General features: G+C 71.2%; 25 protein-coding genes. 12 read left to right on the top strand and 13 right to left on the bottom strand.

Annotated features, from left to right (window positions below; genetic code table 11):
- Positions 1–41 precede the first annotated feature (41 nt).
- From ABD785_RS19650 to purB, 4 genes are all read left to right on the top strand, one after another.
- Positions 42–929 carry a hypothetical protein gene (locus ABD785_RS19650; protein ID WP_344830198.1) on the top strand — a complete coding sequence of 296 codons (888 nt, stop codon included), beginning with the start codon at positions 42–44 and terminating at the stop codon, positions 927–929.
- Positions 930–981: 52 nt separating this feature from the next.
- A complete protein-coding gene (locus tag ABD785_RS19655; protein WP_344830201.1) occupies positions 982–1,491 on the top strand; it encodes a nuclear transport factor 2 family protein in 510 nt (169 codons plus the stop codon).
- A gap of 80 nt (positions 1,492–1,571) precedes the next feature.
- Positions 1,572–1,988: an acyl-CoA thioesterase gene (locus ABD785_RS19660; protein ID WP_344830204.1), complete on the top strand. Its 417-nt coding sequence runs from the start codon at positions 1,572–1,574 to the stop codon at positions 1,986–1,988.
- A 24-nt stretch (positions 1,989–2,012) separates the two neighbouring features.
- Entirely contained in the window at positions 2,013–3,446 is a 1,434-nt protein-coding gene (gene purB / locus ABD785_RS19665; RefSeq protein WP_344830207.1) for an adenylosuccinate lyase, read from the top strand.
- Here purB and ABD785_RS19670 read toward each other — a convergent pair.
- The gene (locus ABD785_RS19670; RefSeq protein ID WP_344830210.1) at positions 3,443–3,925 is read right to left on the bottom strand and encodes a dihydrofolate reductase family protein; all 483 of its coding nucleotides are present in this window, start codon (positions 3,923–3,925) and stop codon (positions 3,443–3,445) included. The genes purB and ABD785_RS19670 overlap by 4 nt on opposite strands.
- Positions 3,897–5,090, bottom strand: coding sequence for an MFS transporter (locus tag ABD785_RS19675; protein WP_344830213.1), 1,194 nt, complete (start codon positions 5,088–5,090; stop codon positions 3,897–3,899). Before ABD785_RS19675 ends, ABD785_RS19670 begins: the two co-directional genes overlap by 29 nt.
- A gap of 47 nt (positions 5,091–5,137) precedes the next feature.
- Between ABD785_RS19675 and pdxR the strand changes: the two genes are divergently transcribed.
- Positions 5,138–6,514 carry a MocR-like pyridoxine biosynthesis transcription factor PdxR gene (gene pdxR, locus ABD785_RS19680; protein WP_344830217.1) on the top strand — a complete coding sequence of 459 codons (1,377 nt, stop codon included), beginning with the start codon at positions 5,138–5,140 and terminating at the stop codon, positions 6,512–6,514.
- On the opposite strand, the gene ABD785_RS19685 is transcribed toward pdxR, so the two are convergent.
- Positions 6,506–7,114: an NAD(P)-dependent oxidoreductase gene (locus ABD785_RS19685; RefSeq protein WP_344830220.1), complete on the bottom strand. Its 609-nt coding sequence runs from the start codon at positions 7,112–7,114 to the stop codon at positions 6,506–6,508. The genes pdxR and ABD785_RS19685 overlap by 9 nt on opposite strands.
- 102 nt (positions 7,115–7,216) lie before the next feature.
- Between ABD785_RS19685 and ABD785_RS19690 the strand changes: the two genes are divergently transcribed.
- Positions 7,217–7,579, top strand: a complete 363-nt coding sequence (locus tag ABD785_RS19690) for a winged helix-turn-helix transcriptional regulator (protein ID WP_344830224.1) — start codon at positions 7,217–7,219, stop codon at positions 7,577–7,579.
- 86 nt (positions 7,580–7,665) lie between these two features.
- On the opposite strand, the gene ABD785_RS19695 is transcribed toward ABD785_RS19690, so the two are convergent.
- Positions 7,666–8,553, bottom strand: coding sequence for a TauD/TfdA dioxygenase family protein (locus ABD785_RS19695; protein ID WP_344830227.1), 888 nt, complete (start codon positions 8,551–8,553; stop codon positions 7,666–7,668).
- Positions 8,554–8,639: 86 nt separating this feature from the next.
- On the opposite strand from ABD785_RS19695, the gene glgX reads away from it, so the two are divergent.
- Positions 8,640–10,700 (top strand): glycogen debranching protein GlgX, encoded by a 2,061-nt coding sequence (glgX, locus tag ABD785_RS19700; protein ID WP_344830230.1) that lies wholly within the window; start codon positions 8,640–8,642, stop codon positions 10,698–10,700.
- Between the two features lie 31 nt (positions 10,701–10,731).
- Here glgX and ABD785_RS19705 read toward each other — a convergent pair whose 3' ends face one another.
- From ABD785_RS19705 to ABD785_RS19720, 4 genes are all read right to left on the bottom strand, one after another.
- Positions 10,732–11,409 carry a hypothetical protein gene (locus ABD785_RS19705; protein WP_344830233.1) on the bottom strand — a complete coding sequence of 226 codons (678 nt, stop codon included), beginning with the start codon at positions 11,407–11,409 and terminating at the stop codon, positions 10,732–10,734.
- On the bottom strand, positions 11,406–11,924 hold the full coding sequence (locus tag ABD785_RS19710; protein WP_344830235.1) for a SigE family RNA polymerase sigma factor: 519 nt from the start codon (positions 11,922–11,924) through the stop codon (positions 11,406–11,408). Before ABD785_RS19710 ends, ABD785_RS19705 begins: the two co-directional genes overlap by 4 nt.
- A 107-nt stretch (positions 11,925–12,031) precedes the next feature.
- Positions 12,032–13,045, bottom strand: a complete 1,014-nt coding sequence (locus ABD785_RS19715) for a hypothetical protein (protein WP_344830237.1) — start codon at positions 13,043–13,045, stop codon at positions 12,032–12,034.
- Between the two features lie 273 nt (positions 13,046–13,318).
- Positions 13,319–14,371: an RNA polymerase sigma factor gene (locus tag ABD785_RS19720; protein WP_344830239.1), complete on the bottom strand. Its 1,053-nt coding sequence runs from the start codon at positions 14,369–14,371 to the stop codon at positions 13,319–13,321.
- Positions 14,372–14,679: 308 nt separating this feature from the next.
- Between ABD785_RS19720 and ABD785_RS19725 the strand changes: the two genes are divergently transcribed.
- Entirely contained in the window at positions 14,680–14,907 is a 228-nt protein-coding gene (locus tag ABD785_RS19725) for a hypothetical protein (protein WP_344830242.1), read from the top strand.
- Positions 14,908–14,920: 13 nt separating this feature from the next.
- Here the strand turns inward: ABD785_RS19725 and ABD785_RS19730 are convergent, their stop codons facing one another.
- The 3 genes from ABD785_RS19730 to ABD785_RS19740 form a co-directional block, all read right to left on the bottom strand.
- On the bottom strand, positions 14,921–15,973 hold the full coding sequence (locus ABD785_RS19730; protein WP_344830245.1) for an RNA polymerase sigma factor: 1,053 nt from the start codon (positions 15,971–15,973) through the stop codon (positions 14,921–14,923).
- A 17-nt stretch (positions 15,974–15,990) separates the two neighbouring features.
- Positions 15,991–17,496, bottom strand: coding sequence for an RNA polymerase sigma factor (locus tag ABD785_RS19735; RefSeq protein ID WP_344830247.1), 1,506 nt, complete (start codon positions 17,494–17,496; stop codon positions 15,991–15,993).
- A gap of 173 nt (positions 17,497–17,669) precedes the next feature.
- Complete coding sequence (locus ABD785_RS19740) at positions 17,670–18,362, bottom strand: dihydrofolate reductase family protein (RefSeq protein WP_344830249.1); 693 nt, start codon at positions 18,360–18,362, stop codon at positions 17,670–17,672.
- Positions 18,363–18,386: 24 nt separating this feature from the next.
- On the opposite strand from ABD785_RS19740, the gene ABD785_RS19745 reads away from it, so the two are divergent.
- The 3 genes from ABD785_RS19745 (at position 18,387) to ABD785_RS19755 (ending at position 21,561) form a co-directional block, all read left to right on the top strand.
- Positions 18,387–19,442, top strand: a complete 1,056-nt coding sequence (locus ABD785_RS19745; protein WP_344830252.1) for an ATP-dependent DNA ligase — start codon at positions 18,387–18,389, stop codon at positions 19,440–19,442.
- Positions 19,443–19,550: 108 nt separating this feature from the next.
- Positions 19,551–20,045, top strand: coding sequence for a hypothetical protein (locus tag ABD785_RS19750; RefSeq protein WP_344830254.1), 495 nt, complete (start codon positions 19,551–19,553; stop codon positions 20,043–20,045).
- Between the two features lie 70 nt (positions 20,046–20,115).
- Positions 20,116–21,561 (top strand): aldehyde dehydrogenase family protein, encoded by a 1,446-nt coding sequence (locus ABD785_RS19755; protein ID WP_344830258.1) that lies wholly within the window; start codon positions 20,116–20,118, stop codon positions 21,559–21,561.
- A gap of 31 nt (positions 21,562–21,592) precedes the next feature.
- Here the strand turns inward: ABD785_RS19755 and ABD785_RS19760 are convergent, their stop codons facing one another.
- Positions 21,593–22,606: a DNA polymerase domain-containing protein gene (locus ABD785_RS19760; protein ID WP_425547797.1), complete on the bottom strand. Its 1,014-nt coding sequence runs from the start codon at positions 22,604–22,606 to the stop codon at positions 21,593–21,595.
- A gap of 147 nt (positions 22,607–22,753) precedes the next feature.
- Here ABD785_RS19760 and msrB point away from each other — a divergent pair, with 147 nt between their 5' ends.
- Positions 22,754–23,152 (top strand): peptide-methionine (R)-S-oxide reductase MsrB, encoded by a 399-nt coding sequence (msrB, locus tag ABD785_RS19765; RefSeq protein WP_344830265.1) that lies wholly within the window; start codon positions 22,754–22,756, stop codon positions 23,150–23,152.
- 6 nt (positions 23,153–23,158) lie between these two features.
- Here the strand turns inward: msrB and ABD785_RS19770 are convergent, their stop codons facing one another.
- Entirely contained in the window at positions 23,159–23,734 is a 576-nt protein-coding gene (locus ABD785_RS19770) for a hypothetical protein (protein ID WP_344830268.1), read from the bottom strand.
- Between the last annotated feature and the right edge of the window lie 19 nt (positions 23,735–23,753).

Below are 23,753 nucleotides of genomic sequence, written 5' to 3' on the forward strand. Positions count from 1 at the left end.
AAGGTCAACGACTACCCTGAGTAGTTTGGAGGTCTCCCCCGGTGCCGCTGGCCCCCTTCACCACGGCCCTGCTCACCCTGGCCGTCATCTGCGCCGCGACCGCCGCCGGAATGCTGCTGGCCCACCGCGACCGCCGCCGGCCGCTGTGGCTGGCCATCGCCTCCGCCCTGATCCTCACCACCGCCCTGACCGAGGTCCTCCCCGACGCGTGGGACGAGGCCGTCGCGGACCGCGTCCCCGGCGCCGAGATCGTCGCCGCGACCGTCCTCGGCTTCGCGGTCATCACCTACCTCACCCGGCACGACCACGGCTCGCGCCACCGCGGTGAGCACGCCCCCGGCAGGCACCGCGCCCCGGCCGCCGAGCTGGCCTTCGGCGGCGCGGGCACCGCCCTGGCGATGGCGAGCCACCGCACGTTCGAGAGCACGGCCGTCGCCACCACCGCCACGACCCTCGTCATGCTCACCCTCCTGCTGCACTCGGCGGGCGAGGGCGTCACGCTCGGCGCCCTCCTGCGCACCGCCCGCCGCCGCCCGCTGCCCTGGCTGCTGCTGTCGTGCGCGGCCCCGGTCGCGGGCGCCGCGATCGCCCTGGCCCTCCCGCCGCCGGAGCCGCTGGTCCCGCTGCTGCTGGCCCTGGCCGCGGGCGAGCTCCTGCACACCGCACTGCTCGGCCTCAGGCTCCTCACCCGCGACGGGCGGCGTCCGCCGGTGCGCCATCTCGGCGCCGCCCTCGTGCTGGCCGCCGCGGTCGGCGTCCCGCTGTTCCTCGCGCACACCGTCGCGACCGCGCCGCCGCCCGCCCTGGTCGGCAGGGTCGCCCCTGAACATCCGGCGCCCCCGCCGCGGGCCCTCCACGCCCCGCCCCGGCACCGCTGCCATCGCCGCTCCGGGACGGCCCGCCGCAGACCCTGTTCAACCGTGCGGTGATCGTCCAGACTCGGGGCGCGCGAGCCTTCGGATCTCGGAGAAGGGCCACAGGATGGCGGGACGATTCACACGGCAGGAACTCGAGGAGGCCTTCGCGGGCTATCAGCGGACGTCGCTGGCGGCGGGCGGCAGCGGGAACTGGGACCTGTTCGCCGACCAGTTCACCCTGGACGCGACCTACGTCGAGCACGGCTACGGCACCTTCGGCGGCCGTGAGGCGATCCGCCGCTGGATCACCACGACGATGGCGACCTTCCCCGGCTCGGCGATGCCCCACTTCCCCATCGGCTGGTACGTCGTCGACGAGGACAAGGGCTGGATCGTCTGCCAGGTCTTCAACCGCATGGCCGACCCGGGCGACGGCAGCGTCCACCAGGCCGACAACATCACCCTCCTCAAGTACGCCGGGGACGGGCTGTGGTCCTATGAGGAGGACGCCTACAACCCGGCCTCGTTCCTCACGATGCTCACCGCCTGGCGTGACCGCGCCGACCGCCACGGCACCCTCACCGAGGAGGCCAGGACCTGGTTCGCCTCGATGGGCCTGGCCGCGAAGGGCTGAGACGGCCGTCCCGCGCGGCGGGTGATCCAGATCACTTCCCGCGCGGGAATCGGGGAATCAGAACGATCGTTCTAGTACTCATGACCTTCTCTGTTGATGTCGTCGTACGCGGTTACGAGCTCGACACCCAGGGCCATCTCAACCAGGCCGTCTACCTCCAGTACTGCGAGCACGCCCGCTGGGAGCTGCTGCGCGCGGCCGGGCTGCCGCAGGAGAAGCTGCTGGCGTCCGGGATCGGGCCGGTCCAGCTGGAGTGCACCCTGAGGTTCCGGCGCGAGCTGCGCGGCGGCGAGCGCGTCAAGGTCACCTGCGCCTTCGCCTACGGGCCCGGGAAGACCTTCACGATGGAGCAGCGGATCATCAAGGAGGACGGGACCGTCGCCGCCGAGGTCTCGGGCGTCGCGGGCATGCTCGACCTGGCCGAGCGCAGGCTGATCGCCGACCCGCGCGGGCATCTGGAGAGCCTGGCGGACAACCCCGGGCTTCTGACGGGCTGAACAGGCCTAATAGAATCGGGGAACGTGACTGCAAAGCCTCGTATCCCGAACGTCCTCGCCGGCCGCTACGCCTCTCCCGACCTGGCCCTCCTGTGGTCCCCCGAGCACAAGGTGGTGCTGGAGCGCCGGCTGTGGCTGGCCGTCCTGCGCGCCCAGGCCGCCCTCGGCATCGACGTTCCCGAGGCGGCTCTCGCCGACTACGAGCGGGTCCTGGAGCAGGTCGACCTGCCCTCCATCGCCGAACGCGAGAAGATCACCCGGCATGACGTGAAGGCCAGGATCGAGGAGTTCAACGCTCTCGCCGGGCACGAGCACGTCCACAAGGGCATGACCTCGCGCGACCTCACCGAGAACGTCGAGCAGCTCCAGATCCGGCTGTCGCTGGAGCACTCCCGCGACCGGGTCGTGGCCGTGCTGGCCCGGCTCGGCACGCTGGCCGCCCAGTACTCCGAGACGGTCATCACCGGCCGATCGCACAACGTCGCGGCGCAGGCCACCACCCTCGGCAAGCGGTTCGCCTCGGCCGCCGACGAGCTCCTCGCCGCGTTCGCCCGGCTCGAGGACCTGATCGCCCGCTACCCGCTGCGCGGCATCAAGGGCCCGGTCGGCACCGCACAGGACATGCTCGACCTGCTCGGCGGCGACTCCGCCAAGCTCTCCGACCTCGAGTCGCGGGTCGCCGAGCACCTCGGCTTCGCCTCCGCGTTCACCTCGGTCGGCCAGGTCTACCCGCGCTCCCTCGACTTCGACGTCCTGTCGGCGCTGGTCCAGCTCGCCGCCGCGCCGTCCTCCCTGGCGAAGACGATCCGGCTGATGGCCGGGATCGAGCTGGTCACCGAGGGCTTCAAGGAGGGCCAGGTCGGCTCCTCGGCGATGCCGCACAAGATGAACACCCGCTCGTGTGAGCGCGTCAACGGGCTGATGGTCATCCTGCGCGGCTACTCCTCGATGACGGCCGAGCTCGCCGGCGACCAGTGGAACGAGGGCGACGTCTCCTGCTCCGTGGTCCGGCGGGTCGCCCTCCCCGACGCCTTCTTCGCCTTCGACGGCCTGATCGAGACGTTCCTGACCGTCCTGGACGAGTTCGGCGCCTTCCCCGCCGTCATCGGCCGTGAACTCGACCGTTACCTGCCCTTCCTGGCGACCACGAAGGTCCTCATGGCGGCCGTCAAGGCCGGGGTCGGACGCGAGGAGGCCCACGAGGCCATCAAGGAGCACGCCGTCGGCTCCGCCCTGGCCATGCGCGAGCAGGGCACCGCGGACAACCAGCTCCTGGACCGGCTGGCCGCCGACCCGCGCCTCCCGCTGGACCGCGCCGCCCTCGACGCCCTCATGGCCGACCGGCTCTCCTTCACCGGCGCGGCGGCCGCCCAGGTCGCCGCCGTCGTCGAGCACATCGAGACCGTCGTCAAGCGCCACCCGGCGGCCGCCGCCTACTCCCCCGGCGCGATCCTCTAGCTCACCACGCGGTAGCGCAGGTGGGTGGCGTGCGGTGTGACCCGGGCGTCCAGGCACTCGAAGCCGTGGGGGACGGTTCCGGTGAACAGCCGGGTGCCGGAGCCGAGGGTGAACGGTGCGATCTGGAGGCGGAGCTCGTCCACGAGTCCCGCCTCCAGGGCCTGCCGGGTGACGTCGGCGCCCATGATGATCACGTGCCGGTCCCCCGCCGCCTCCCGCGCCCGCCGGACGGCCTCGGCGAGGTCCGCGGTGAAGGCGAACGAGGCGCTCTTCGCGGGAAGGTCGTCGCGGGTGCGGTGGGTGACGACGAAGGACGGCACCGGGTAGGGCGTGTCGTTCCACTGCCCGAAGCCGACGTCGAAGGTGCGGCGGCCGAGGACCACCGCGCCCGCCGTGGCGAACGTCTCGGAGATGATCTCGCGGTCAGCGGGCGACGGGTCGAAGATCCAGTCATGCAGCCGTTCGCCGCCCGCTCCCATCGGCTGATCCGGGCCGACGTCCGGCCCCGTCATGAAGCCGTCGAGCGAGATCGTCACGTGTGCGTGCTGCATCGGGATTCCCCTTCAGGGTGAGCGAGGCGAGGATGAGGACCGCGGTGAGAGCGTAGGCCGCGGGGTAGCCGGTGAGCCCCGCCGTGACGCCCAGGGCCGCCGCCCCCGCGCCCATCCCGGCGTCGAAGGCGAGGTTCCACAGGGCGCTGACGGTGCCGTAGCCGGAGGCGTCGACCCGGGAGAGCATCAGGGTGTAGGTGGCCGTCTGGGCGAGGCCGAAGCCGGTGCCGAACAGGGCCGCGGCGGCCAGCGGCGCGGGGCCGAGCAGGGCGGTGCCCGCGGCGCAGGCCACCAGGGCGGGCGCCACGAGCCGGGACGGCCCGTGCCGGTCGACCAGCCGCCCGCCCCACCAGCGGCCCGCGGTCATCGTGAGCGCCTGGAACAGCAGTGCGGCCGGGGCCGCCCGGCCCGCGGTGATCGGCAGGAACGTGATCGCCGCCCCGGCCGCCATGGCCGTCGCGCCGAACATCACCGACGGCCTGACCAGGGCCGGGCTCCGCAGGCCCGCCAGCATCCCGGCCTGGTCGCCGGTGCCGCGGCCGGGCAGGGCCGGCAGGCAGAACAGCCCGGTCATCGCGGCCAGGCCGCCGATCACGAAGACCGGGGTGAAGCCGATCGCGTGGGCCAGCCAGACGCCGAGCGGCAGGGCCAGCACCGCGGGGACCGCCGCGACGACCCCGGCCACCCCCAGCCCCTCCCCGCGCCGCCCCTCGGGCACGAGCAGCGGGACCAGCGCCCCGCCGACCACGACCACGAGGCCCGTGCCGAGGCCGCGGGCGAACGAGACCCCGCCGACCAGGGCGGCGGAGGTCCCGAGCGGGAGGAGCAGGGCGGGCAGGCCGAGCAGGAGCAGCCCGGCGCCGAGCACCGCCCGGTGGCCGAAGCGGGCCGTCAGGGCGGGGGTGGCGAGCTCGGCGGGGACCTGCGCCGCCAGCAGCAGCGCGGTGGCCGCCCCCGCCTCCGCCCGGCCCGCGCCGCCGCCGCTGACGTAGAGGGGCACCACCGAGAGCAGCAGGTAGAAACCGGTCAGTGCGCCGAAGGTGGCGGTGAACAGCAGGGCGAGCCGCCCGCTCACCAGTCGGGATGGGGTCATACCCGAACCGTAGGGCGGTGGACCGGCCTCCGCTAAGGTCCAATTCCATGTCCGTCGAGTGGGCCGGTTGGTCGCCGGAGCTGCTGGTGCGGCTGGACCGCGCGGGGCCGCTGCGCGTCCAGCTGGAGTCCGCGCTGCGGGAGGCGATCCGGTCGGGACGGCTCTCGCCCGGCGAGCGGCTGCCGTCGTCGCGGGCCATGGCGACGCGGCTCGGCGTCTCGCGCGGGCTCGTGCAGGAGGCCTTCGACCAGCTCAAGGCCGAGGGGTACCTGACGGCCAGGGCGGGTTCCGCGACCCGGGTCGCGGCGCTCTCGGCACCGCCCGCGCCGCCCGCCGTCCCGGCCGAGGCGCAGGACCCGCCGATGCTCGCCGACCTCAGGGCCGGGGTCCCCGATCTGGCCTCGTTCCCGCGCGCCGACTGGGCGTGGGCGCAGCGCGAGGCCGCCAGGACGGCCCGCACCGCCGATCTGGGCTACGGTGATCCGCGCGGCGCCCGCGAGCTCCGCGAGGTGCTGGCGGCCTACCTGCGGCGGGTGCGGGGCCCCGCCGCCGACCCCGAGCACCTCGTCATCTGCGGCGGCTTCGCGCAGGGGCTGATCCTCGGGCTGCGGGCCGCCGGGGCGCGCCGGGTGGCCCTCGAGGATCCCGGATACGACGCCGAGCTGCTGGAGGCGGCCGGCTGGCTCGGCGTGGAGACGGTGCCCGTCCCGGTCGACGAGGAGGGGATCGACGCCGGGGCGCTGCTCGCCTCGGGGGCCGACGCCGCCGTCCTCACCCCGGCCCACCAGTGGCCGACGGGGGTGGTGCTGTCGCCCGCGCGGCGCCGGGCGCTCGCCGCGACCGGCCTGCTCCTGATCGAGGACGACTACGACGCCGAGTTCCGCTACGACCGCGAGCCCGTCGGCGTGCTCCAGGGGCTGGCCCCCGACCGCGTCCTGCTGATGGGCACGGTCTCCAAGTCGCTCGCCCCCGCGGTGCGGCTCGGCTGGATCCTCTGCCCGCCCGCCCTGGCCGGGGCCGTCGCCCGGCAGAAGGCGGTGCTCGACCGGGGCTCACCGCTGCTGGACCAGCTCGCGCTGGCCGCGCTGCTCGGCTCCGGCCGCTACGACCGTCATCTGCGGCGGACGCGCGCCCTGTACGCGGCGCGCCGCGAGGCCCTGGTCGCCTCGCTCGCCCTGCACGCCCCGCACGTCCGCCTGTCGGGACTGGCCGCGGGGTTCCACGCCGTCGCCCATCTGCCCGCGCACCTGTCCGAGGACGAGGTGATCGCCGCCGCCCGGGAGCGGGGCGTCGGGCTGTACGGCATGAGCGCGCACCGCTCGGACGGCGGCACGGCCCCGCCCCGGCTCGTCCTGGGCTTCGGGAACCTCCCGGAGCAGGTGATCCGGGAGGCCGTGCCGCTGGTCGCGCCGCTCCTACGCTGAGACCCCGAAGTGCTCCGCCCGGACGCCCGGCTTCTCGATCTCGTCCAGGACGGCCACCGCGAAGTCCGGATAGGTGATCCGCGCCTCGGCGTCGGCGGCCGCTCGCCGGTAGGTCCCGCCGCTCTCCCCCGTGTGGTCGAAGTCCCCCGACGGGCTGATCACCACCCAGTCGGCTCCGCTCTCCTTCAGCACCTCCGTCCCCGCCGCGTGGCCGAGGTAGAAGGCCCGGTACTCGTTCGGATAGCCCGGGGTGTCCATGAGCATCGTGCCGTCCGCGGTCTCCAGCACCGACGCCAGCCCGATCGCCACCAGGCGCGCCCCGCCGAGCCCCGCCGTCAGCGCCCGCGCCGCCGCCGGAAAGAACTCCCCGGCGGGAACCCCCAGATCGGCGGCCGCGTGCACGACCACGTCCTGCCCGCCGACCAGCCCCGCGACCACCGGCGCGTCGGTGACGTCCCCCGCCACCACCTCCCCGCCCACGCCCTCGGCCTTCCCCGGATCCCGCACCACCGCGGTCACCTCGTGCCCGCGTCCCACGGCCTCCGCCACGATCGCCCGCCCGGCCCGCCCACCCGCTCCGAAAACAATGATCTTCGCCATGCCCCGAACGCTAGAACACCCCGTGGTTACCTCCGGGATACCTCCCATGAGACGGCTCTCTGATCGAGGTCGGGTATGAGCCGAGCGCGTAGCCTGGGTGGTATGAGTGCGCTTCGGGCCGACATGTTCGATGAGCTGTGCCCCTCGACGGTGTCGCCGGTCAAGGTGGGCGACAAGTGGGGGGCGCTGGTCGTCCGGTGCCTGGAGGGCGGGCCGCGGCGGTTCTCCGAGCTGCGCGTGCCGCTGGCGCGGGTGACGCCCAAGGTGCTCACGCAGTCGCTGCGGACGCTGGAGCGCGACGGGCTCGTGGAGCGGAGCGTCGAGGGGCGCCGGGTCACCTACGCGCTGACGCCGCTCGGCCGCAGCCTGCTCGGGCCGCTGTCGGTGCTGTGCGCGTGGGCCGAGGAGCACTGGGACGAGCTCGTCGACGCCCGTGAGGAGGGCCTCGCCGCGCAGGGCCTGTGAGGCGAGGAGCCCGAGAGACACCGAGCCTGGACGAGAAGGACGGCCCGGCCACCCCACCCCTGGGAGCCGGGCCGTCCTGGTCCAGGTTAGGCCGGTGTGTAGTGGCGCGCGTCGTCTCCTTCGAGAATGCGGGACTCTTCTCCCCCGATGTTCACCGGGACGTCACCCGCGACGGTCACCCGGCGGAGGTGGCGCGGCAGGTCGCCGTAGTCGTCGGGGGCGTAGTGCTGGGTGATGCGGTTGTCGAACAGGACCAGGTCGCCGGGCTGCCACTGGACGCGGAAGATGTTCTCCGGACGGATCACATAGGCCTGGAGCAGGTCGAGGATCGCCCGGGACTCCCGGTTGGACAGGCCGACGATCTGCTGGGCGAACCCGCCGATGTACAGGCCGCGCTCCCCTGACTCGGGATGCACGCGGACGACCGGGTGGGCCGTGCGGTACTTCGTGGCGGTGAAGACCTTGCGGTGCTCCTGGCGCTGTTCGCTGTCGAACTGCGGCTGGACGTAGTCGTAGTCGTTGGTGTGGACCGCCCAGGCCTTGTCGGCGAACTCGCGCAGCGGGGCGGGGAGGTCGCTGTAGGCCGTCGCGGAGTTGGCGATGAGGGTGTTGCCGCCGTACGGCGGGACGATGATGCCGCGCAGCGTGCTGGCCTTCGGCGGGGTCCGGACGAAGGTGACGTCGGTGTGCCACTGGTTGGCGCGGATGCCCTCGTCGCCGTTGACCTCGAGGATCTGCGGCTGGCCCTCGACGGACGGGACGGTCGGGTGGGCCCCGGTCAGCGGCCCGAAGCGGGAGGCGAAGGCGACCTGCTCGGCGTCCTCCAGGTTCTGGCCGCGGAAGATCAGTGCCTTGTGCTCGAGCAGCGCGGCGTTGATCTCGGTGAACAGGCCGTCGTTGATCGTCCTGACGTCGAGGCCGACCACCTCGGCGCCGATGCGCCCGCCTGCCTTGCGGATGTCGAAATCGGTCATGGCGACTCCTCCCTAGTTTTCCTACTTGTTAACTAGGTTATGCAGAAACGTACGAACTGTCCATAGGGTCGGTAAGAATCAGTGGCATGGGAGTACGGGAGATCTGGCCGGGCGAGGCGTACCCCCTCGGCGCCACGTGGGACGGAAGCGGCACGAACTTCGCCCTCTTCACCGAGGCGGCCGACCGGGTGGAGCTGTGCCTGTTCGACGGCGAGCGCGAGGAGCGCGTCGAGCTGCCCGAGGCCGACGGCTTCGTCTGGCACGGCTACCTGCCGGGCGTCGGTCCCGGCCAGCACTACGGCTACCGGGTCCACGGCCCCTACCGGCCCGAGCGCGGCGACCGCTGCAACTCCTCCAAGCTCCTGCTCGACCCGTACGGGAAGGCGCTCGCCGGCCAGGTCGACTGGCATCCGTCGCTGTTCTCCTACGAGCTGACCGACCCCGGCCGGCTCAACACCGAGGACTCCGCGCCGCACATGCCGAAGAACGTGGTCATCGACCCGTTCTTCGACTGGGCCGACGACCGGCCGCCGCGCGTCCCCTACGCCCGGAGCGTCATCTACGAGGCCCATGTCAAAGGGCTGACGATGCTGCACCCGGGCATCCCCGAGGAGCAGCGCGGCACCTACGCGGGGCTCGCCCACCCGGTGATGATCGACCATCTGCGCGGGCTGGGCGTGACGGCGATCGAGCTGCTGCCCGTCCACCAGAACGTGCCCGAGCACCGGCTCGTCGCCCGCGGCCTCACCAACTACTGGGGCTACAACACGATCGGCTTCCTGGCCCCGCAGAACACCTACGCGGCCGGCCCCGACCCGGTCTCGGAGTTCAAGGCGATGGTCCGCGCCCTGCACCGGGCGGGCATCGAGGTCATCCTGGACGTCGTCTACAACCACACCGCCGAGGGCGACCACCTCGGCCCCACCCTGTCGTTCCGCGGGATCGACAACGCCGCCTACTACCGGCTGCGCGACGACGACAAGCGCTACCAGCTCGACTACTCGGGCTGCGGGAACTCCCTCAACGTCCGGCATCCGCACGCGCTCCAGCTGATCATGGACTCGCTGCGCTACTGGGTGCTGGAGATGCACGTCGACGGGTTCCGCTTCGACCTGGCCTCGGCGCTGGCCCGCGAGCTGCACGACGTCGACCGGCTGTCGGCCTTCTTCGACCTGGTGCAGCAGGATCCGGTCGTCTCGCAGGTCAAGCTGATCGCCGAGCCGTGGGACGTCGGCGAGGGCGGCTACCAGGTCGGCAACTTCCCGCCCCTGTGGACGGAGTGGAACGGCAAGTACCGCGACGTCGTCCGCGACTTCTGGCGGGGCGCCTACGCCACCATGCCGGAGTTCGCGTCCCGGCTGACCGGCTCCTCCGACCTGTACGCCCACAACAACCGCCGGCCGATCGCCTCGATCAACTTCGTGACGGCCCACGACGGCTTCACGCTCGCCGACCTCGTCTCCTACTCCGCCAAGCACAACGAGGCGAACCTGGAGAACAACCGCGACGGCACCGACGACAACCGCTCCTGGAACTGCGGCCACGAGGGCCCGTCCGAGGACCCCGCCGTCAACGCGCTGCGCGCCCGCCAGCGGCGCAACCTGCTGGCGACCCTGTTCCTGTCCCAGGGCGTCCCGATGCTGGTCGCGGGCGACGAGTTCGCCCGCTCCCAGGACGGCAACAACAACGCCTACTGCCAGGACAACGAGACCTCGTGGGTCCGCTGGGACGCCGACGGCGACCTGGAGTTCACCCAGCGCCTCACCGCGCTGCGCCGCGACCATCCCGTCCTGCGCCGCCGCCGCTTCTTCGACGGCGTCGACGACATCGCCTGGCTCACCCCGGCGGGCGAGCCGATGACCGACGGCGACTGGCTCTCGGGCTACGCCAAGTCCCTGACGGTCTTCCTCAACGGCGACGCCATCACCGAACCCGACGGCCGCGGCCGCCCCATCCGCGACGACTCGTTCCTGCTCCTGATCAACGCCTACTCGGAGGAGCTGGCCTTCACCCTGCCGGAGGCCAAGTTCGGCGAGCACTGGGACCCGGTCCTCGACACCTCCGAGACCGTCCGCCCGGGCCTCCCCGCCCGCTCGACCCTCGCCCTGACCGGCCGCTCCCTCGTGCTCCTGCGCCGCTCAAAATGAATCCGATGACACCTGATCATCCGTCCCTCAATCATTTGATCTTCACTCCCTTAGCAATGGACACCGCGGTGGCCCGCGGCAGCTGCCTGGCCCAGACCATGACGACCAGCCCGGGGGCCTTCTGCCAGACGATCCGGTGCTCGTAGATGCCGCTGCTCCGGGCGGTCACCGTCACCGCCTCGCCGACCGGGAAGGGCAGTCTCTCCGTGGCGTCGATGCTCGGGGCGAGGGAGAAGGCGGCGACCGTCCGCGCCAGGTCCGTGTCGCCGCTGATCACCCATACCCGGACCCTCTTGGGACGGACGTCCGCGGTCCGGTAGGTGTAGACGGCGGACCACATCCGGGTGTCCGGCTGGTTCGCCTTGACCTCCGGCAGCGTTCCGTCCGCCGATGCGGCGGACGCGCCCATCCGCATGCCCTGCGGCAGGTCGCCCGGGGTCACCCGGTGACCGAGATCGCTCGGCCTGAGAACGAGGGGCCCCTGTGCGGTCTCGTCGACCTTCAGGTAGGCCACGACGGGCACGACGGCCAGCACCGCGGCCGCGGCCGCGCCGGCGAGCAGGAAGGAGGGGACGTTGCGGCGCCAGCGGCGCATCCCGGAGGTGTTCGCTATGACCCGCTCGGCGAGATCCGCCGGGAAGCTGAGATCGCGAACCTCGGCCTCTACCGTGGCATGGATCAAGCTGTGGAGACGTTCGTCCGTGGTCACTGCTCCCACCTCGCCATCGTCTGCTCCTGCAGGGCCAGTTGTTCACGGAGGGCTCGCACGGCCCGGTGGCCCTGGCTCTTGACGGTCCCCAGGGACACGCCCATGATCTGAGCCGTCTCGGCCTCGGTGAGCCCCTCCCAGTACCGCAGGACCACGACCGTGCGCTGACCCTGCGGCAGGTTGTTCAGGGCCCGGCGGACCGCGTCCCTCGTGACGACCGCGTCGAAGGGCAGGTAGCTGGCTTCCCACCCCTCCTCTGGAAGCCCCACGATCTCGGGCCTGCGCTGCTTGGCCCGCCAGCCGTCCTTCACCGCGTTGACGATGCTGCGGCGCAGGTACCACTCCGGGTCGCCATGTGCCGCGATCTTCGCCCAGCGTGGATAGGCCCGTTCCAGGACGTTCTGCAGCACGTCCTCCGCGTGGTGGCGGTCCCCGGAGAGTGCGGTGGCGAAGCGCAGCAGACCCAGCCCGCGCGTTCGCACGAACTGGGTGAAGGCAATTTCGCCCTCTTTCACACCATCTCCCCTCGAAGCCTCACAGAGCAGTACACGTCTCACGCGAACCAAGGGTTGTCACGCGAAGGCCCCGGAATGCGAAGCATCCCGGGGCCTTGACGACGCGATCAGCACTCAGGGATGTTCGGGGTCCCCGTGTAGTTGACCTGGACGCCGATGCCGCTGGTGCCCATGTGATAGATGCCCGAGGTCCGGTTGAAGAGGACTCGCCGGTCCACGGACTCGCTGTAGTACTCGACGAGCGTCCCGGAGCCGTCGATGAAGCCGTCGGCGACATTTCGGGTGCTGGCGCCCACGACGCCGTCCACGGCACCGGCTTCGGGCTTGAACTTCGTCTGCCACGCCTTGGTCGCGGTGGCCGTCGCCGCTCCGAAGTAGCAGTCGATGGCGCTCTTCTCGAGCTTGTTCTCCGCCCAGAGGATCCACTGCCACATGCCGGCGTAGTCACTTCGGAGGTAACTGCAGCTGGTGCACAGGGTCGCTTCGTTGCCGAAGTCGTCCCAGGCGTCGCCCGAGCCGTCGACGACCAGGTTGCCGGTACTGCGGAGCGGCTCGGCGACCCGGGTCGGCTTCGCCGTGCGGATGCCCCTGAGCGCCTTGCGCGTGGGTTGCGCGGAGTCGGCGGGAAGCGCCTTGACCAGCTTGATCAGTTCCGCGCGATCGAGGGTGCCGCGGGTGACGATCCGGTAGTTGACGCCCGTGCGCTCCGTCCAGGCGGCGATCAGCAGGCCGGGGCCCCGCCCCCGGCTCGTATCGATGATCCGGATCTTCCGCGTTCCGGCCTTGGCCCGTTTGACCTTCGGCGTCGCCACGACGCGCCCACCGGCCGCGACCTCCCCCTCGACCGGCCGGACCGCGCCGACCTCTCTCCGGACGAAGACCACTCCCCCGTCCCCCTGGAACGGAACGACGTCCTCGACGACCTTCTGGCTCGGATCCAGGTCCGACGCCAGGGTCCGCTTCTCGTCCCGAGCGTGCCGCAACTCCGGATCGACCGTCTTCAGGGCACTCTGCACTCCGGCCGACAGCGGTGGTGGATCGGCGTGCGATGCGGAACCCAGACTCACCGCGAGCACCAGGGCGGTGGTGACGGTCAGTGCTCTCGACAGCACTCGATGCATGGCTGGACTCCTTGACGGAACGGGGAGATTCGTCCGATATGAAGATCCTTCAGAATGGTTGTCAAGATCAAGATTTTTCTCTGACCTGTGATGGCCATGTGATGTAAGTTTCCAACGCCGCCACCGAGCGTCATCGTGGAGGAGCGACGCGCGTCCACGGCCGCTTCGCAGGTGGAGGCGCGAGCCGCCCGGATCCCTCACCGATTCACGGGAGATGTTCCTCCGGGCCGAGCCGGACACACCGTACGCCCGTGACCGGACGTGGCCGCCCCGTCACCGCAGGCGAATCGCGAGTGCCGCCTCGGCCATGTCATGAAGGCTCAACCTGCGCGATTCGATCTCGATCGCGAGCCCCGGCTGAACGAACCAGACGAAAATCGCATAGGTCGTCCCTTTTTGCCGCGGCATATAGGCCGCTTCCCCGCTGGGGAGGACGATGCCACCGCCCAGGTCCCCCTTCACGAGCGGCCAATTCGCCGCGCCGTTGAGGTCGTCGAGCCCGGAGATGTCCCCGACGACGACCGTGAGACTACTGTCCTTGTCGTCGCCCTTGTGGAGAGTGCCCGTCCCGTTGAGAAGGTTCGTGTCGCCTGCCCTGGAGAACATCGGGTGGTCGCGCCAGCGGGTACGTGTCCGTGCATTCTCCCAGGTCAGATGGAAGCGCGGATCGTCGATGGCGATCGTCTTCTTCCGCGCCGAGTTCTTCTTCTCACGGATCTGAGCGGCGCTGAGACGGGCGGTCGTCGGAGCTTCCTGCACCGTCGGCGAGACGACGGGGAGAGGATCCACCGCGGCACGGCTGCCAATGAGGATCAGTGACGCCGCCACGAGGGCGGCCGCGCTCGCTGCCGCGACCAGGGCGAGCAGGCGGCGCCTGGCGCGGTGGAGACGGACGAAGTAGGCGGGCTTCGTGATGCCCAGCCTCTCGGCGGCGGCCTCGGCGCTGAGTCCGTGCCAGGCGCGGAGCAGGAGGATCTCCCGGTCGGTCGCGGTCAGCCGCTTGACGCTCTGGAGCAGGGCGTGCCGCTCCACGACCTCAAGCGCGGGATCCCGCGCGACGTCCGAGCCGAGCCGGCCCGCCTCCGCCACCGCGCCGGACCGCCGCCGCTCCGCCCGCTCCATCGCGCCGAGAACCTCGGCCAGCAGCTCCAGCAGCCACGGCAGCGGAACGCTCGGCGCACCGGGCAGCCGTCGCCACGCGAGCTCGAACGTCTCGTTGACGGCCGCTTCGGCGTCCAGGTCTCCGGCCCTCTCCACGGCCTGGGCGTAGAGCCTCGGATAGTGCTCGGCGTAGAGCTCACCGAAGTCCTGGCGAAGATCGTTCATGGCGTGCCCTCGCATCGTCACAAGGCGCGGGCGGGGCGCGGCCGGAGCGGAAGTGCGTTCAGACCCTAGTGACGCCGGGGCCCGGCGGCCACCGGCCTTTGCGGGTCCTGACCTGGGCGGAGACGCCGGGAGGGGAACACGACCTCGCTGAACGCCGTTCTTACAGGCCACCCGGGACCAATGATGAGATCTACATCACCGCCCCCTATCCGAGCCTCCGAATCAGAGGGTCACAGGAGCGTGGCCGAACGTAACTCTCGAACAGGATCCTGGCGGGGATCTCACCAGGGACCGGGAGGAGCGAGGTTATGGACGACGGCGAACGGGAGGACCTCGCGGCCCGGTATCCGGGATGGCGGTTCTGGCGGACACGGCACGGCGTCGAGCTCAAGGGGCTCATGGCCACGCGGCGCCGCGATCTCAGCGAGAAGGAGATCGCCGCCGGGCTGGCCCAGAGCCTCCCCTATGGCCTCACCGAGTCCCTCGATTCGCAACTGGCCCGGCAGGACCGCCTGGAGAAGGACCTCGGGCTGTGAGTCACGAGGCGCCTCAGGCGACCTTGACGGCCTTCGCCAGGCCGACCATCTGCTGCCCGGTGAGCGTCCCGGACTCGACGACGACGACCGCGCCTCGGTCCTGCAGGAGCGCGAAGCCGCCGTATCCGCCCTGCTTCCGGGGACGGAAGAAGACCGCGTATTCGACCCCGTCGTCATGCATCCCGGTACTCCACATCGGCACGGAGCCCGGCAGCCTCAGTTCCGCGGGATCGGTGACGTCGCCGACGAGGAAGGAGACGCGTGCGGTCCGCCCCGACGTCCAGTGCGCCTCCACCGTCATGCGCATCAGCCGTTCACGCCCTTCGGGCGAGAAGGTCCCGTCCATCGTCCAGTCGGGAGCCCTCCTGTCGACCCGGGGAACGGAGCCGAAGACCTTCGGGATCTCGATCCGCCGCGGTCTGTACAACTCCTGATCCCTCTGGACGATCTCCGGAGGAATGGGCGTCCTCGGCAGGTCGAGGCCGGCCGGAGGCGGTGTCGTGGGCGACACGATCGGCTTCGGATCGAAGACCCCGCCGTCCACGACGATCAGCTGGGCCGTCGCCAGGGCGATCGCCGTGCCCAGCGCCGCGATCAGGGCGGCGAAGCGATGGCGCGCACGGTGAAGGCGGACGAAGTAGGCCGGTGTCGAGATCCCGAGGAATCTCGCCGCCTCCTCCGACGACATGCCGTGCCAGGCCCTGAGCACCAGAACCTGCCGGTCGGAGAACGACAGCCTCCTGGCCCCCTCGATGAGGGCGCGGCGCTCCGCGACGATCAGGGCGGGATCCGCCTCCGCATCGGCCGGTCCCTGAACCGCGGAGGCCGCGAGCGTCTGCTCCCTCCGTTCGGCGCGCTCGATCCGCACGACCACCTCGGAGGCGGTGGCGAGCAGCCATTCGAGCGGCTCGTCGGGGATCTCCGCGAAACGGCGCCACGCGATCTCGAAGGTCTCGCTGACGGCGTCCTCGGCCACGGAGGGGGCCACGCGCTCGGCCGCGTGGGCATAGACCCGGTCGCGGTGGTCGTCGTGCAACCGGACGAAGGATCGCTGGGCGTCGGGCATGTCCGCTCCCGCCGGAATCAGGGTCCGGCGAGGATCGGGCCCTCGCCCTTCCAGGTCAGGGGCGGCTCTACCGGCAGGGCGGCCGGAAGCTCGTCCACCCATCCGCTGAAGACCGACGCCGTCACGCCGATCAGCGAGCCCACCGGCCTGCTTCCCGGCTTGCGCTGCCTTCGCACCACGGTCGAGCGCGTGGCGAGGAGCCGGCCGGTCGCCGGGTCGAGGAAGCTCTCGTGCCGGATGCGCAGATCGGCGGGGCCCCCCTCCTCCATGACGAGGGCGGTGCCCGGACGGCCGAAGGGATCGGTGGTACCCGCGACCTCGTATGCGCCGGGCTGGCTGCGCGCGAGCTCGATCAGCGCCGCGCGCACCCGCGGCGTGACCGGGTCGTTGAGCATCGTCAGGGCCCGGTCGAACCTGGCGGCCGGAGTGTAGAGCCAGTCCTCGAAGAACCTCTTCGCCAGGGCGTCCGGATCGGCGGGAAGCCCCGCGATCTGAGGTCGGGCGAGCTTCCGCGTCCCGACGGAGAAGCACGCGCCGCAGCTCCTCTTCCTCGAGAGGTCCCGCCAGGCGCCCGTCCGCATCTTCTCCAGATGGAGGCCGTCGCTCTTCACGGGGATCGCGGTCGGGGCTCCCGCCCTCTTCCACACGGCGACGTCGGAGACGGTGAGCGGCAGCGCGGCCAGGCTCCTCGTGGAGATCCCCCGGCGCCGGTCGGAACTCCACAGGACCTGTTCGCTGGAGCCCTCGGCGAAGTCGAAACCGTCATGGGTGCCGCCGTAGGCGACGACGTAACGCTCGTACCAGAACGCGCCCCGTTCCTCCGGCAGGCGGGCCGTGGCGGCGATGACCGCGTCGACGTCCACCGCCGGTCTCTTCGGCGGAGGGAGGGCCGGTCCCGGAGGGTCGCTCCGGACCACGGCCACGACGACGGCGGCCGTCACCGCCGCGGCCAGCAGGCCGGACACCACGGCCCTGGCCCGGCGCGGGCGGGGCCGGAGGGCGGGCGGGCCGCTCAGGATGCGGTCGAGGTCCCGGCGGGCCCGGTCGTCCTGCGGGCCCGGCAAGGGCGGAGGGTGCGCGGCGAGCCTGGCGAAGTCCGGGTTCCGGCGGGCCCTGGCCGACAGGAGGCGGGCGGCCGCCCGGGAGCGGCCCAGGACGGCGGCGCCGCTCTTCGGCGGCAGTCCTGGCCGGACGACGAGGACCAGGAGCTCGCGATGCGCGTCGGGGAGCTCCGCCAGGCCTTCTGGAGCATCCCGGTCCGCGCGGAGCAGGGCACGGCGCTCCGAAGGGGCGAACTCCGCTCGCACGAACCCGCCGAGAACGCCCAGCAGCCACGGCAGCGGATGCTCCGGCGGGGAACCGGGGCCCGACCACGCGATCCGGAAGACCTCGCTCGCGATCCGCTCGGCGAAGTCGCTCCCGGCCAGGCCGGCCGCTGCGCGGTGGACCTCTGGATAGTGATCGTCGTAGAGCGTCGCGAACAGTCGCGCCTCGCTCGCCGCGAACCGAACGTCATCGAACACGGTCGCCCATCGCCCCGGCTTCTGGTGGACCAGCAGAGGCTAACAGCGCCGAAGCCCCCGAACCGGACGGCCGCCGGACGCCCTGGTGCCCCGCGACCCGCCCGGCCTGCGGCGGACCGGATTCTTACAGCCTCATCCGGGCCGATAATGCGGGATTCGCCACAGCACCGGGCTCAGGGGCGGGGCGCGGGACGGTAGCGGAGGAACAGGACGTCCTCGTCGGTGTAGGCGGCGGTGAGGGTGAGGTCCTGGCGGGGGAGGTCGCCGAGGAGGCGGGTGTGGTGCGGGGAGCCCAGGAGGGTCGGGGCGAGGTTGAGGCAGAGCTCGTCGACCAGGTTCGCGCGCAGGAGGGACGTGGCGAGGACGGGGCCGCCCTCGCAGAGCAGGTGGTAGAGGCCGTGGTCCTTGTGGAGGGTCTCGACGGCGTAGGCGAGGTCGAGGTCGCCGTCGCCCGCCATGACGACCTTGGCGTGGGCGGGCGGCCTGGCGAAATCGGAGGTGACGACGATCGTCGACTCGTCCTGGAAGAGCGGCGCGTCCCAGTCGAGGTCGAGGGAGCGGCTGACGACGATGATCGGCGCCGGGTCACCTCCCCGCTTGGCGCGCAGCGCGGCCGTCAGCTTGGCCGGGCCGATCCGGCCGGTCCTGACCGTCGCGGCGCCGATCATGATGCCGTCGGCGAGGGCGCGCAGCGTGCGGAAGATCCGGAGGTCGGCCTTGCCGCCCAGGCCGTCCGACCAGCCGTGTTCGTCGGTCACCGAGCCGTCCAGCGAAAGGACCATGCCGACCCGAAGCCACGGGCCGTCGATGCGGTACTCGTCGTAGGGATCGATCTTGTCTTTCGGATCCGGTAGGAGACGCCTCATGTGTTCGAGGTTATCTTTGGTCCCATGGAGCTACCGCTCAGTCCGCCGCTGTCCCCGATGCTGGCCAAGGCCGTCAAGGCGATGCCGCAGGGCGATCTTTACTACGAGCCCAAGTTCGACGGCTTCCGCTGCATCGTCTTCCGCGACGGAGACGAGGTCGAGCTGTCCAGCCGCGGCGAGAAGCCCTTGACCCGCTATTTCCCGGAACTTGTCGAGACCGTTAAACGCGAGCTCCCCGAGCGGTGCGTCATCGACGGCGAGATCATCATCCGCAAGGACAACCGGCTGGACTTCGACTCGCTGTCGCAGCGGATCCATCCGGCGGCGTCCCGGGTGAAGCTGCTGAGCGAGCAGATTCCTGCCGGGTTCATGGCCTTCGACGTCCTCGCCCTCGGCGACGAGGACCTGACGGGGCTGCCGTTCTCCGAGCGCAGGGCGCGTCTTGCCGGAGCGTTGAAGGACTCGGGCCCGCCGATCCACCTCACGCCCATCACCACGTCGTACGAGAAGGCGCTGCGGTGGTTCGAGGAGTTCGAGGGCGCGGGCCTCGACGGCGTCATCGCCAAGCCGGCCGACGTCCTCTACGCGCCGGACAAGCGGTTGATGTTCAAGGTGAAGCACGAGCGCACCGCCGACGTCGTCGTGGCCGGGTTCCGGTGGCACAAGAGCGGCCCGATCGTCGGGTCCCTGCTGCTCGGCCTCTGGCACGACCAGGGGCTCCAGCACGTCGGGGTCGCGGCGTCGTTCCCGATGGCGCGGCGGGCCGAGCTCGTCGAGGAGCTCGAGCCGTACCGGATGACCGAGATCGCCGAGCATCCCTGGGCGGGCTGGGCCGAGCAGGGCGACGGCGACCGGATGCCCGGCGCGGTGTCGCGGTGGACCGGCAAGAAGGACCTGTCCTGGGTGCCGCTGCGGCCCGAGCTGGTCTGCGAGGTCGCCTACGAGCACATGGAGGGGATGCGGTTCCGCCACACCGCCCGGTTCCGGCGGTGGCGGACCGACCGGACCCCCGAGTCGTGCGGCTACGACCAGCTCGAGGTGCCCGTCGCGTTCGACCTCGACGAGATTCTCGGGACCTGAGAAGGTTCGCTTCTTTCCGGTCCGTTACGTGCCATCGCCCACCCGAACCCGGGGGGCGCGGACGGCATCTGACCTGGTGTAACCACCCAGGAGAGAAGGAAGCCCCCCGTGTCCCGTGTCCTCGTGCTCGCCGTCGCCGCTACCGCCGGTCTGTCACTGCTCACCGGCTGCACCAAGGGGGACTCCCCCCAGGCGGCGCCCGTCACCGCGCCGCCCTCGGCCACCGCGGGCACGGACCCGACCTCGGCCCCCAGCGGGCAGCCGACGGGCGCGGCGCCCACGACCGGACCGTCCACCGCTCCGCCCGTCGGCGCCGTCGTGTTCAAGTCGGCGCAGGACGCCGTCGACCACCTGCTGGCCGCCTGGAAGGAGGGCGACCGGACGGCCGCGCTCCAGGCCGCGGGCCCGAACACCGTCACGAAGGTCTGGGCCCTGCCCAAGCAGGCCGAGAAGCAGATCGAGGCCTGCGACAAGACCGACGGCGCCCTCCCGTGGGCCTACAACTGCTACTGGCGCTACGAGGGCGGCTCGACCCACTTCTACGTGAACCCCTACGCCGCCACCGGCTACCGGGTCGAGAACTTCGAGCAGATCGCCGACTGACGCGCCCCGGGTTCCCTTCCCGCGTCAAGCAAGCGTACGCTTGGTGCCGCTGACTTCGGGAAGGGACCTCATGACTGAGCTGAAGACCTATGCCAACTTGATCGGCGGCGAGCTGCGCCCCGGCGCCGACACGCTGGACTCGATCGATCCGGCCACCGGACAGGTCTGGGCCCGCATCCCGCGCGGAACCGCGCAGGACGCCGACGACGCGGTCGCCTCGGCGAAGCGGGCCTTCCCCAAGTGGTCCTCGATGCCCGCCGCCGGGCGCGCGTTCTTCCTGCGCAAGGTCGCCGACGTCTTCGCGGCCAACGCCAAGGAGCTCGCCGAGCTGGAGACCCGCGACAACGGCCGGATCATCAACGAGACCTCGAAGATGGACCTGCCCGGCATGACCTACCTGTGGACGAACGCGGCCGGCGAGTGCGCCACCGCCGTCGAGGGCAAGTCGGTGATCTTCGGCCCGGGCAGCATGGGCTACACCCGGCGCGAGCCCTACGGCGTGGTCGTCGGCATCATCCCCTGGAACTCCCCCATCTCGACGTTCTCCGCCAAGGCCGCCTTCGCCCTCGCGGCGGGCAACACCGTGGTCATCAAGCCCGCCGAGCAGGCGACGGTCTCGATGCTGCGGCTGGCCGAGCTCCTCCAGGGCGTCCTGCCCAAGGGCGTGCTGAACATCGTCTCCGGCCTCGGTGAGGAGTGCGGCGACCGCCTCGTGCGCCACCCGGACGTCGGCCGTGTCAGCCTCACCGGCTCCACCGAGACCGCGAAGATCATCACCCGGGCCTCCACCGACGCCCTCAAGCCGCTCGCGCTGGAGCTGGGCGGCAAGTCCCCGAACATCGTGTTCGCCGACGCCGACCTCGACAAGGCGGCCGAGGGCGTCTCGACCCGGTCCATCTTCACCGGCAACGCGGGCCAGGCCTGCCTCGCCGGATCCCGCATCCTCATCGAGCGTCCCGTCTACGACGTGATGATCGAGAAGATCAAGGAGAAGATGGCCGCGATCAGGCTCGGCGACCCGCAGTCCACCGAGACGACCATGGGCCCGATCGTCTCCAAGGAGCAGTACGACCGCGTCGTCTCCTACATCGAGATCGGCCAGAAGGAGGGCGCCGAGCTGCTGTACGGCGGCCGTCACGGCGCCGAGCTGGTGGAGGAGGAGTTCGCGGGCGGCTACTGGGTCGAGCCGACCCTGCTGGCCGCCGCCGACAACTCCCTGCGCGTCTGCCAGGAGGAGATCTTCGGCCCCGTCGCGGTCGTCCTGCCCTTCGACACCTACGAGGAGGCCATCGCGATCGCCAACGACTCCCCCTACGGCCTCGCCTCCGGCGTCTGGACCTCCAGCCTGGCCACCGCCCAGCGCGCCGCCCAGGACATCCAGGCCGGCTACGTCTGGGTCAACACCTACCGCCGCGTCCTGCCCGGCCTCCCCTTCGGCGGCTGGAAGGACTCCGGCTACGGCCACGACGCCCTCCTGGAGAACACCCGCGAGAAGAGCGTCGTGCTGGAGCTCTGACGGTTTCCCGGAGGACCGGCTCCGGGCCGGGTCAGTCCTTCTTGGCCTTGCTGGGCTGGACGCGCTTGGGTTCGCCGGACATCTTCGGGTAGTTGGGGGGATAGGGCATGTCGGTGAGGCCCAGGTCCTTCTCGTCGCGGTCGGCGAGGTCGAGGAGCGGGGTCAGGTCGTGGGCCACGTCGTCGATGGCGGCGTGGCGATCGCCGACCTCGGCGAAGCGGGCGGGCATGGTCTTGACGGTGAAGTCGGCCGGGACGGCGTCGGCGACCTCTTCCCAGGTCAGCGGGGCCGAGACCGGGGCGTTCGGCTTCGGGCGGACGCTGTAGGCCGAGGCGATGGTCCTGTCGCGCGCGTTCTGGTTGTAGTCGACGAAGATCGTTTCACCGCGCTCCTCCTTCCACCACTTGGTGGTGACCAGGCCCTCCATCCGGCGTTCCAGCTCGCGGCCGAACGCCAGGGCGGCCCGCCGCACCTGGGTGAAGGTCCACCGCGGCTCGATCCGCACGTAGATGTGCAGGCCCCGGCCGCCGGAGGTCTTGGGGAACCCGGTCATGCCCAGCTCGCCGAGGAGCGGCAGCGCGCCCTCCAGGGCCACCCGCACCGCGTCGGCGTAGGTGGTGCCGGGCTGCGGGTCGAGGTCGATGCGGAGCTCGTCGGGGTGGTCGACGTCGCCCTGGCGCACCGGCCACGGGTGGAAGGTGATGGTCCCCAGGTTCGCGGCCCAGCCGACGACGGCCAGTTCGGTCGGGCAGACCTCGTCGGCGGAGCGTCCCGACGGGAAGTCGATCTTCGCGGTCTCCACCCAGTCGGGCGCGCCCTTGGGGATCCGCTTCTGGTAGAAGGCGTCACCGCCCGAGGGCATCGCCCTGGTCGACAGCACCGCGCCCTCGACGACCCCGCCGGGCCAGCGCTCCAGCGTGGTCGGCCGCCGGTTCAGCGCGCGCAGGATCCCCTCCCCCACCGACAGGTAGTACGAGACCAGATCGAGCTTGCTCAGCCCGGCCTCGGGAAAGTAGGGCTTGTCCGGGTTGGTCACTTTGACCACCCGGTCTCCCACCGGTATCTCAAGGAACGGCGACGCCATGTTCCGAAACTACCCCGGAAGATCCCCGACAACCCAGACACGGAGGCGGACGGCCTCCGTAAGACACCGGAAAGACCGGACGCCGGGATTGAAGGTAGCGTTCAGGGCATGGAGAAGATCCAGAAGACCGAGCGGGAATGGCGGGAGATCCTCAAGCCCGAGGAGTTCCGGGTGCTGCGCCAGGCAGGCACCGAACCCGCCTTCAAGGGCGAGTACACCGACACCGAGACCGTGGGCGTCTACCACTGCCGCGCCTGCGACGCCGAGCTGTTCCGATCGGACACCAAGTTCCACAGCGGATGCGGATGGCCGTCGTTCTACGAGCCCGGCGACTCCGACGCGGTGATCCTCAAGGAGGACGTGTCGATGGGCATGCGCCGGGTCGAGGTGCTGTGCGCGCGGTGCGAGTCGCACCTCGGGCACGTCTTCCACGGGGAGGGCTTCGGCACCCCGACCGACGACCGCTACTGCATCAACAGCGTCAGCCTCAAACTCGAGCCGAGCTAGCCGCCGCTAGCGGGTGTGGACCGGGCGGCACTTGCCGTTGGTGTTGTTGACCAGGACGACGTAGCCGTTGCCGTTCTTCTTCGCGTGGACGAAGACGACCGGCCTGTCGTCCTTGTCGACGCTGGTCAGGAACTCCACGGCCTTGGTGCACAGGGCCTTGGCGGCGGGGTCGTCCATGTCGCCCTCGCCCAGGTCGGTGTAGATGCGCAGGAAGGCCCCGCCCCACGTGACCGACTTGAGGTGGGCGGGGGCCTCGTCCCGCAGGAAGGCCTCGACGTCCGGATCGGAGCCGTCCGCGTTCAGCAGGTCGTCCGAGGAGGTCGGCGACGCGGACGCCGTCGGCGAGGCGGCCGCGGCCGCCTTCTGCTTCTTCGCCGACGGCTTCTTCTCGCCGCCGTCCCCGCCTCCCCCGCCACCGAGGAGAACGAACACCAGCCCGACGAGCAGGGCGGTGCAGAGCATCCCGCCCAGCACACCGAAGGTGTACCGGCGGGAGGGTGAGTCCATGACGCGGTCGAGCCCCCGCTCGAGTGCCGAGCGGGGCTTTCCGTGCCGGGAGGAGGTGGTGGTCGTGCGGGTCACGCTTGCGAACTTTACTTCC

This window comes from Actinocorallia longicatena (assembly GCF_039534125.1).
Classification (GTDB): domain Bacteria; phylum Actinomycetota; class Actinomycetes; order Streptosporangiales; family Streptosporangiaceae; genus Actinocorallia; species Actinocorallia longicatena.

What these genes read in the sequence shown, in the direction of transcription:
- ABD785_RS19655 (WP_344830201.1), top strand. Translation starts at nt 982, where the DNA reads ATGGCGGGACGATTCACACGGCAGGAACTCGAGGAGGCCTTCGCGGGC.
- ABD785_RS19660 (WP_344830204.1), top strand. Translation starts at nt 1,572, where the DNA reads ATGACCTTCTCTGTTGATGTCGTCGTACGCGGTTACGAGCTCGACACC.
- ABD785_RS19670 (WP_344830210.1), bottom strand. Translation starts at nt 3,925, where the DNA reads ATGGGAGCGGGCGGCGAACGGCTGCATGACTGGATCTTCGACCCGTCG.
- ABD785_RS19675 (WP_344830213.1), bottom strand. Translation starts at nt 5,090, where the DNA reads ATGACCCCATCCCGACTGGTGAGCGGGCGGCTCGCCCTGCTGTTCACC.
- pdxR (WP_344830217.1), top strand. Translation starts at nt 5,138, where the DNA reads ATGTCCGTCGAGTGGGCCGGTTGGTCGCCGGAGCTGCTGGTGCGGCTG.
- ABD785_RS19685 (WP_344830220.1), bottom strand. Translation starts at nt 7,114, where the DNA reads ATGGCGAAGATCATTGTTTTCGGAGCGGGTGGGCGGGCCGGGCGGGCG.
- ABD785_RS19690 (WP_344830224.1), top strand. Translation starts at nt 7,217, where the DNA reads ATGAGTGCGCTTCGGGCCGACATGTTCGATGAGCTGTGCCCCTCGACG.
- ABD785_RS19695 (WP_344830227.1), bottom strand. Translation starts at nt 8,553, where the DNA reads ATGACCGATTTCGACATCCGCAAGGCAGGCGGGCGCATCGGCGCCGAG.
- glgX (WP_344830230.1), top strand. Translation starts at nt 8,640, where the DNA reads ATGGGAGTACGGGAGATCTGGCCGGGCGAGGCGTACCCCCTCGGCGCC.
- ABD785_RS19715 (WP_344830237.1), bottom strand. Translation starts at nt 13,045, where the DNA reads ATGCATCGAGTGCTGTCGAGAGCACTGACCGTCACCACCGCCCTGGTG.
- ABD785_RS19720 (WP_344830239.1), bottom strand. Translation starts at nt 14,371, where the DNA reads ATGAACGATCTTCGCCAGGACTTCGGTGAGCTCTACGCCGAGCACTAT.
- ABD785_RS19725 (WP_344830242.1), top strand. Translation starts at nt 14,680, where the DNA reads ATGGACGACGGCGAACGGGAGGACCTCGCGGCCCGGTATCCGGGATGG.
- ABD785_RS19730 (WP_344830245.1), bottom strand. Translation starts at nt 15,973, where the DNA reads ATGCCCGACGCCCAGCGATCCTTCGTCCGGTTGCACGACGACCACCGC.
- ABD785_RS19740 (WP_344830249.1), bottom strand. Translation starts at nt 18,362, where the DNA reads ATGAGGCGTCTCCTACCGGATCCGAAAGACAAGATCGATCCCTACGAC.
- ABD785_RS19745 (WP_344830252.1), top strand. Translation starts at nt 18,387, where the DNA reads ATGGAGCTACCGCTCAGTCCGCCGCTGTCCCCGATGCTGGCCAAGGCC.
- ABD785_RS19755 (WP_344830258.1), top strand. Translation starts at nt 20,116, where the DNA reads ATGACTGAGCTGAAGACCTATGCCAACTTGATCGGCGGCGAGCTGCGC.
- msrB (WP_344830265.1), top strand. Translation starts at nt 22,754, where the DNA reads ATGGAGAAGATCCAGAAGACCGAGCGGGAATGGCGGGAGATCCTCAAG.